2 protein-coding genes are annotated in these 7,731 nt (G+C 68.7%); both read left to right on the top strand.

The window, feature by feature from the left end; genetic code table 11:
- The first annotated feature begins 490 nt into the window (after positions 1 to 490).
- The gene (locus tag E1300_RS30620; RefSeq protein WP_207400049.1) at positions 491 to 1,345 is read left to right on the top strand and encodes an endonuclease/exonuclease/phosphatase family protein; all 855 of its coding nucleotides are present in this window, start codon (positions 491 to 493) and stop codon (positions 1,343 to 1,345) included.
- A 56-nt stretch (positions 1,346 to 1,401) separates the two neighbouring features.
- On the top strand, positions 1,402 to 7,698 hold the full coding sequence (locus tag E1300_RS30615; protein ID WP_131760578.1) for an RHS repeat domain-containing protein: 6,297 nt from the start codon (positions 1,402 to 1,404) through the stop codon (positions 7,696 to 7,698).
- The last annotated feature ends 33 nt before the right edge of the window (positions 7,699 to 7,731 follow it).

Raw genomic sequence — 7,731 nt, 5'->3', positions numbered from 1 at the left:
GATGGACGAGCAGACCCCGTGGGCCGTCCAGGACTCGATCACCGGCATGGCGCTGGCCGCCGTCGCCGCCAGGGTGCGCAGGGACGTCGGGCGCATCGTCCACCTCCGGGGGTGCCGCCGCGTTCAGCGAGATCTTGATCCCGTCCGGCCGCCGGGTCAATGGACGTCCGAAGTCGGCCACGGACGCGCCGGGCGCGGTGCGACGCCGTGGCCTCCTGCACGTTGCCGGCCATCGTCCGTCCGGATGCTGACAGGCGCGGTGGCGGTGACGGATGCTGACGCGGCCCGCGGCGTGCGGTGAATGGCGAGCCCGGCGCTGATGACGGATGCGGGGCTTCTCCCTCAATTCTAGTCTCCTGGAGGAAAGCGAAGATCGCTTAGGGCATGGGGCAGGCGGCTTTCTTGGCGTGCTGCGCGGGCGACTTTCGCTGGATCAGTTTCCTTCTAGGCAAAGGCCGAACCGTCTATGGGTATGCGATCCAAACCGTACATGTCCGCGCTCGGCATCGTTCTCATGCTCGCATGGCCTCTTCTGTTCATCGTCCCGCCCGCGTCCGGTGATGTTCCGGTGCGAACTGGAGTGCGGGTCGCCTCGTACAACATCAATGCTGGTGTGGGTGTGGATGGGAAGTTTGATCTGGCGCGGACGGTGGCTGCGTTGCGTGGGTTGAATGCTGATGTGATCGGGTTGCAGGAAGTGGATGTTCATTGGGGTGAGCGGAGCGGGTGGCGTGATGTGGCTGGGGAGCTTGCCGGGGCTTTGGGGATGCGTTCGTATTTCGCGCCGATTTATGATTTGGATCCGCCTGCTGCGGGGAAGCCGCGTCGGCAGTTCGGGACGGCGGTTCTGTCGCGGTATCCGATTTTTGAGTCGTTCAATCATTCGTTGACGCGGGTGTCGGCGGTGGATCCGGGGGCGGGGCCGGTTTCGGTTCCGGGGTTCGCTGAGGTGGGGATCAGGGTGGGCGGTACGCCGGTGCATGTGTATTCGACGGTGTTGGACACGCAAAGTGATGCGGCGGTTCGGCGCAGGCAGGTCGAGGAGACGCTCAAGGTCTTGGGTGAGGACGGCGGTCATCAGGTGCTGGTCGGGTCGTTCAATGCCGGTCCGGGTGCGTCGGAGCTTGCGCCGCTGTGGGGTTCGCTGACCGATGCGTGGGCGGCTGCCGGTGGTGGGAGCGAGGGATTGACCTATCCGGCCCAGACGCCCGACCGGCGTATCGATTATGTGGCGACCTCCCGCCAGACGGCGGCTCTGACCGCGCAAGTACCCAACGTGTCCGGCTCCGACCACCTGCCGACAATCGCCGACCTGCAAGTGATGGAAGGAGCTCAGGTGCCCTGACGCCGTGCCGTTGAACCGACCCTTCCTCTCGTGGCGCTTCCCTTCTGGAGGAGCGAATGCTCGACACCGTCTTCGGGATTACACGGCAGGCATGGCGAGTACGCATCATCGCCGTCGCCCTGATCTCCACTCTTCTGCTCGCACTGTTCGGCACCGCCACGGCGAACGCCGGGAGACTGGCGCTGCCCAAAGTGCGGGACGACAAGCCCGTCCCGGTCAAGGAGGTCGACCGCAGGCCGCTCAAGCGTGTCGACCAAACGGCGGAACACGCGTGGAAACCGCCTCGCGGCACGGCCTTTCCGAAGGCCGGTACGGCGAAAGGCGCCGTTCCCGCGGCCGGTAAGGCCGTCAAGGTCTCAGCGGGTTCGCTTCCGGTCTGGGTGCAGGGCACCGGTGCCCGCACGCAGGCGGGAGGCGCCGTGCCCGGACCGACCGACGTCCAGGTCCAGGTGCTGGACCAGGACGTGACGCGCAAGCTCGGGATCAGCGGGGTCGTGCTCGCCGTGCGGGGCCTCGGCGGCAGTGAGGGCGATGTCGCTCTGGGGATCGACTATCAGGGCTTCCGGCACATGTACGGAGGCGACTGGGCGTCCCGTCTCACCCTCCGCCGGCTTCCGGCCTGCATGCTGACCACTCCCGGCGCCACGGGCTGCGGCACCTCCGCGGCCGTGCGCACGGCGAACGACCCGAAGAACGGCAGCCTGTCGGCGTCCGTCCGGCTCGCGCCGCAGGATCCGCGCGCGGCCGGGGAGCGCGCGCCCGTCGAGGCCCAGGCCGGCGCGAAGCCGACCGCGACCTCCACGGGGCTGGCGGCCGAGCCCGGCACGGTGCTGCTCGCCGTCACGGCCGCGCCGTCCGGGTCCGCCGGTGACTTCAAGGCGTCGTCGCTGTCCCCGTCGGGGAGGTGGACGGCGGGCGGCTCGTCCGGTGGTTTCGGCTGGTCCTACGAGTTCGACCTGCCCGAGGTGCCCGGCGACCTGGATCCCGACCTGGCGCTCGCGTACTCCTCGCAGTCGGTGGACGGCCGGACGGCGTCGACCAACAACCAGGCCAACTGGATCGGCGAGGGCTGGTCGATGAACCCCGGCGCCATCTCGCGCCGCTATGTCGCCTGCGACGACGACAAGACCGGCGGCAACAACCCGTCCACCAAGGTGGGGGACCAGTGCTGGAAGACCGACAACGCCACGATGACGTTGAACGGGGAGAGCCATGAACTGGTCAGGGACGACGCCACCAAGACGTGGCGGCTCAAGGACGACGACGGCACCAGGGTCGAGAAGCTGACCGATGTTGCGCGGGGCAACGGGGACAACGACGGTGAGTACTGGCGGGTGACCACCCCGGACGGCACCCGCTACCACTTCGGCTACAACCGGCTGCCCGGCTGGGCGAGCGGCCGGAAGGAGACCAACTCCACCTGGACCGCTCCGGTCTTCGGCAACCAGTCCGGTGAGCCGTGCCATGCCGCCGCGTTCGCGAGCTCCTGGTGCCAGCAGGCATGGCAGTGGAACCTCGACTACGTCGAGGACCCCCACGGCAACGCGATGGCCTACTACTGGGAGAAGGAGCTCGGCCGCTACGCGCTGAACGTCAACGCGAGCACCGGCAAGGGCACCGACACCGAATACGTCCGCGGCGGCTACCTGGACCATGTCGACTACGGGCTGCGTTCCGACGGCGTGTACGCGGCGAACGGCGCGGCGGCGAGGGTCGACTTCGGTGTTTCCGAGCGCTGCCTGAGCGACTGCGGCACCTTCGACAAGTCCCACGCCTCCAACTGGCCGGACGTGCCCTTCGACCAGCACTGCACGACCGCCGCGGCGTGCACGAGCCCCTCCCCGACGTTCTGGACGCGCAAGAGGCTGACCTCGGTCACCTCCAAGGCGCTCGTCGGCTCGACGTACAAGACCGCCGACTCCTGGGCGCTGGCCCACGAGTTCCCCTCGCCGGGAGACGGCACGGACCCCGCCCTGTGGCTGGCGTCCATCACCCGGACGGGCCACAGCGCCGCCACCCCGATCACGCTGCCGCCCGTGACCTTCAAGGGGCAGCAGCTCGCGAACCGGGTCGCGGCCGCGATCACCGACCCCGTCCCGCCCCTGGTGCGCTACCGGGTGTACGGGATCGAGACCGAGAGCGGCGGCACCGTCGCGGTCACCTACTCGCCGCAGGACTGCACCGCCGCCGACCTGCCGTCGCCCTCCGCCAACACCCGCCGCTGCTATCCGGTGAACTGGTCGCCGCCGGACGCCCCGGCGACCGGCTACGAGCCCTACAAGGACTGGTTCCACGCCTACGTGGTCACGGAGGTGCTGGAGTCCGACAACGTCGGCGGCAGCCCGGTGAAGACCACCTCCTACACCTATCTCGACAATCCCGCCTGGACCAAGGACGACGACGAGTTCACCAAGGACAAGTACCGGACCTACAGCGAGCGACGCGGTTACGGCCGAGTACAGGAACGCGTCGGCGGAGGCTCGGACACCAAGACGCTCACCGAGTACCGCTACTTCCGAGGCATCGACGGTGCGCAGGTCGCCGACTCCGAGGGCAACGCCGTCACCGACCGCGAATCGTTCGCCGGGATGACCCGGGAAGAGGCCCGCTACGACCGGGACGGCGGCAGGATCGTCGACGCGGTGTCCTCGACGCCCTGGCGCTCGGCGGCCACCGCGACCCACACCCGCGCCGGACTGCCTGACCAGGTCGCCTACATGACCGGCACGGGAAGCGAGGCCACGCGGGAACTCAAGGCCGATGGGGGATGGCTGCGCACCGCCGCCGAGAACGCCTACAACTCCCAAGGGCAGATCACCTCCGTCTCCGAGACCGGGGACATGGCCAAGTCGGGCGACGAGCGCTGCACCACCACCTCGTACGCGCACAACGACGCGGCGAACATGCTGGACTACGAGTCCGAGGTCCGCGTCGTGGCCGAGGACTGCGCGTCGTCCCCCGACCTGCCGAAGGACCTGGTCTCCGCCGACCGCACCTACTACGACGGGTCCACCGTGCTCGGCGCCGCGCCGACCAAGGGCGACGCCACGCGCGAGGACGAGGAGGACGGCGACGGGACCGGCTACATCACCACCGCCACCACCACCTACGACCAGTACGGGCGGGAGCTGACGTCCACCGACGGAGCCGGCGCCAAGACCGGCACGTCCTACGCCCCCGCCGCCGGCGCCGCGCCGACGAAGATCACCACCACCAACGCGCTCGGCCACACGGATACCAGCGAGGAGGATCCGCTGCGGGGCGCGCCCATCGCCGAGACCGACGAGAACGGCCGGCGCGCCGACGCCGAGCTCGACGCCCTGGGCCGGGTCGTGCGGCGCTGGGAACCCGGCTGGTCCAAGAGCGACCATCCGGACCAGCCCACCGCAGAGTACGCGTACAGCATCACCAAGACCGCGGCGCCCTACGTCGCCACGAAGACGATCCAGCACGACGGCTCGTACAGGACCTCCTACACCATCTACGACGGGCTGCTCCGGGAGCGCCAGACCCAGGAACCTGCCATCGGCGGCGGCCGGATCGTCAACGAGAAGCTCTACGACACCCGCGAGTTCGCCTGGAAGACCTACAACGACTACTACGCGAGCGGAGAGGCGTCCGGCACCCTGGTCACGGCATCGGACGCCGCGGTGCCGAACATGACCGAGAACGTCCATGACGGTCTCGGCCAGGTCACCGCGGCGATCTCCCGCAAGTACGGCACCGAGACCAAGCGGACCACCACCACCTACAGCAGCGACCAGGTGACGGTCACCCCGCCCCAGGGCGGCGTCAAGCAGACCACCGTCACCGACGCCCGCGACCACGTCGTCGAGCTGCTCCAGTACACCGATCCCGCGTCCGGAACGACGCAGAAGACCACCTACGGCTACGACAAGCACGACCAGCTCGCCAAGATGACCGACCCCGCCGGGAACGTCTGGACCAACGCCTACGACGCGCGGGGCCGCATGGTCTCCTCGAACGACCCGGACAAGGGCACCACTACCACTGCCTACGACAACGCCGACCGTCCGGTCACCACCACCGACGCCCGCGGCGTCACCCTGACGACCACCTACGACGCGCTGGGCCGCAAGACCGAGGTGAAACAGGGATCCACGGTGCGGGCGAGCTGGACCTACGACACCGTCCTCAAGGGCGAACTCACCTCAAGCACCCGCATCGCCGACGGCGAGAAGTACATCACCGCCATCGGCGGCTACAACGATCGCGACCAACCCACGTCCACCACGGTGACCATCCCGGGCGGGAACGGAACAACCCAGGCCTACACCTACTCCTACGGCTACAACACCTACACCGGACAGCAGGAATGGACGCTGTACCCCAGCCTCGGCCAACTGCCTTCCGAGCGGGTGACCACCGTCTTCGGTGAAGGCGGCCTCCCCCAGAAGACCACCGCCGGACAGACCGTCCTCGTCGGCGCCACGTCCTACGACGCCTACGGCAGGCCCCGGCGCACCGAGTACGGGCCGTCCGGCTCCAAGGCCTACAAGACCCAGTACTACGACGAGCACACCGGCGACATGACCCGGCAGGTCACCGACCGCGACACCGCCCCGCAGCGCATCGACGACACCACCTACACCCGCGACGACGCGGGGAACATCACCTCCATCGCCACGATCGCCGGCCAGGACGCTGCCCAGACCGTCGACCGGCAGTGCTTCACGACCGACGGGCTGCGCCGGCTGACCGAGGCGTGGACCACGACCGCGGCCGCGTGCCAGCGGACACCGTCGCCGTCGGCGGTGGCAGGCCCGGAGCCCTACTGGCTCTCCTACGCCTATGACGCGGTCGGCAACCGCACCAAGGAGACCCGGCACCAGGTCCCCGGGACAACCACCGGAGACATCGTCCGCACCTACACCCACCCGGCCGCCGGCGACCCGCGGCCGCACGCCACTACCGCCGTCGCCACCGCGGGCGGCCCCGAGAACGGCACGACCGACGCCTTCGCCTACGACGCCGCGGGCAACATGAACGGCCGCAAGGAGGGCGGCAGGAGTCAGGGCCTGACCTGGGACGCCGAAGGACGCCTCGCGAGCGTCACCGAGGACGGCAAGACCACCGGCTACGTCTACGACGGCGACGGGAACCGGCTGCTGTCACGCGGCCCGGACGGCTCGACCACCCTGTACCTGCCAGGAGACGACGAGCTGACCACCAGATCCGACGGCGGCAGGACCGCCGTCCGCTACTACGCCCACGGGCCGGACGACGACGAGGCGGTGGCCGTGCGCACCAGCGCGGGCCTCTACTACACCTTCGCCGACCACCAGGGCACCGCGCTGACGGCGGTCAGGGCCGGCGAAGGACAGGACGTCGCCCGCCGCAGGCAACTGCCCTACGGAGAGGACCGCACCGCACAAGCGGCGTTCTGGCCCGACTCCCACGGCTTCGTCGACGGCGTGGACGACCCGACAGGGCTGACCCATCTCGGCGCCCGGGAGTACGACCCCCGGCTCGGCTCGTTCATCTCCGTCGACCCGGTGATCGACCCCGACGACCCGGCCCAGCAGAACGCCTACACCTACGGCAACGACAGCCCGGTCACCTACTCCGACCCCGACGGCATGCGCCCCCTGGGCCCGACCGACCGCGGCTACCTCAGCGGCGGCGACTCCGCCTACGACCGCAAGCACCGCCAGAAGTCCCACTGGAAGTACAGCCGCAAGAAGGGCTGGGGCTACAGCGTCCGCAAGGTCGTCCACCGCCACGGCCAGTACCGCATCTCCAGGACGACCACCCAGTGGAGCAAGGCCCGCAAGACCACGTACTACCACTCCTACTGGGTCAAGAAGAAGCCCCACCAGGCCAAGAAGCACCACAAGTCCATCTGGGGCAAGGCCTGGGGCAAGACCAAAAAGGTGGCGAAGAGCGCGGGCAAGGGGATAGCGAAGGGCGCCACGGCGGCCTGGAAATTCACGATGAAACATCGGGGACAAATAGCCACGGGCGCCGCCCTCGGAGTCTGCCTCGGTGCGGGTTGGGTCGCATGCGGGATCGCGACGGGGGTGGCGTACGGGGTCCGAGCACAGAAGCGATGGCATGACGATGGATTCCGAGATTCCTGGCGCGCCAACGTCCATGACGGGGTCTTCACGGCGGTCTCGTTCGGGAACACAAGCGCGATGGAGTACGCGAAGTTCGGTCAGTTCTCCAAATGGATCAGGCCATCGGAGGTACAGGCTCGTGCCCCATTCATTCTCAGGAGGGATGCATGGCGGTCCAACGGGCCACGCGCCAACGGGGTCGGCGCCTATCACGGCATCTACACGCTCGCGCTCAGCGTACCCGCAATAGTCGGACTGTTCAGGCATTACTGATCTCTGGCGGTACAGGTGGCTGCGGAACGCGGG

This window comes from Actinomadura fibrosa, from assembly GCF_900659615.1.
Lineage (GTDB): Bacteria > Actinomycetota > Actinomycetes > Streptosporangiales > Streptosporangiaceae > Spirillospora > Spirillospora fibrosa.
This window is presented reverse-complemented; position numbering and strand designations above follow the sequence as displayed.

Excerpts from the sequence above, each read along its gene's own strand:
- E1300_RS30620 (WP_207400049.1), top strand. The coding sequence starts at position 491 with ATGTCCGCGCTCGGCATCGTTCTCATGCTCGCATGGCCTCTTCTGTTC.
- E1300_RS30615 (WP_131760578.1), top strand. The coding sequence starts at position 1,402 with ATGCTCGACACCGTCTTCGGGATTACACGGCAGGCATGGCGAGTACGC.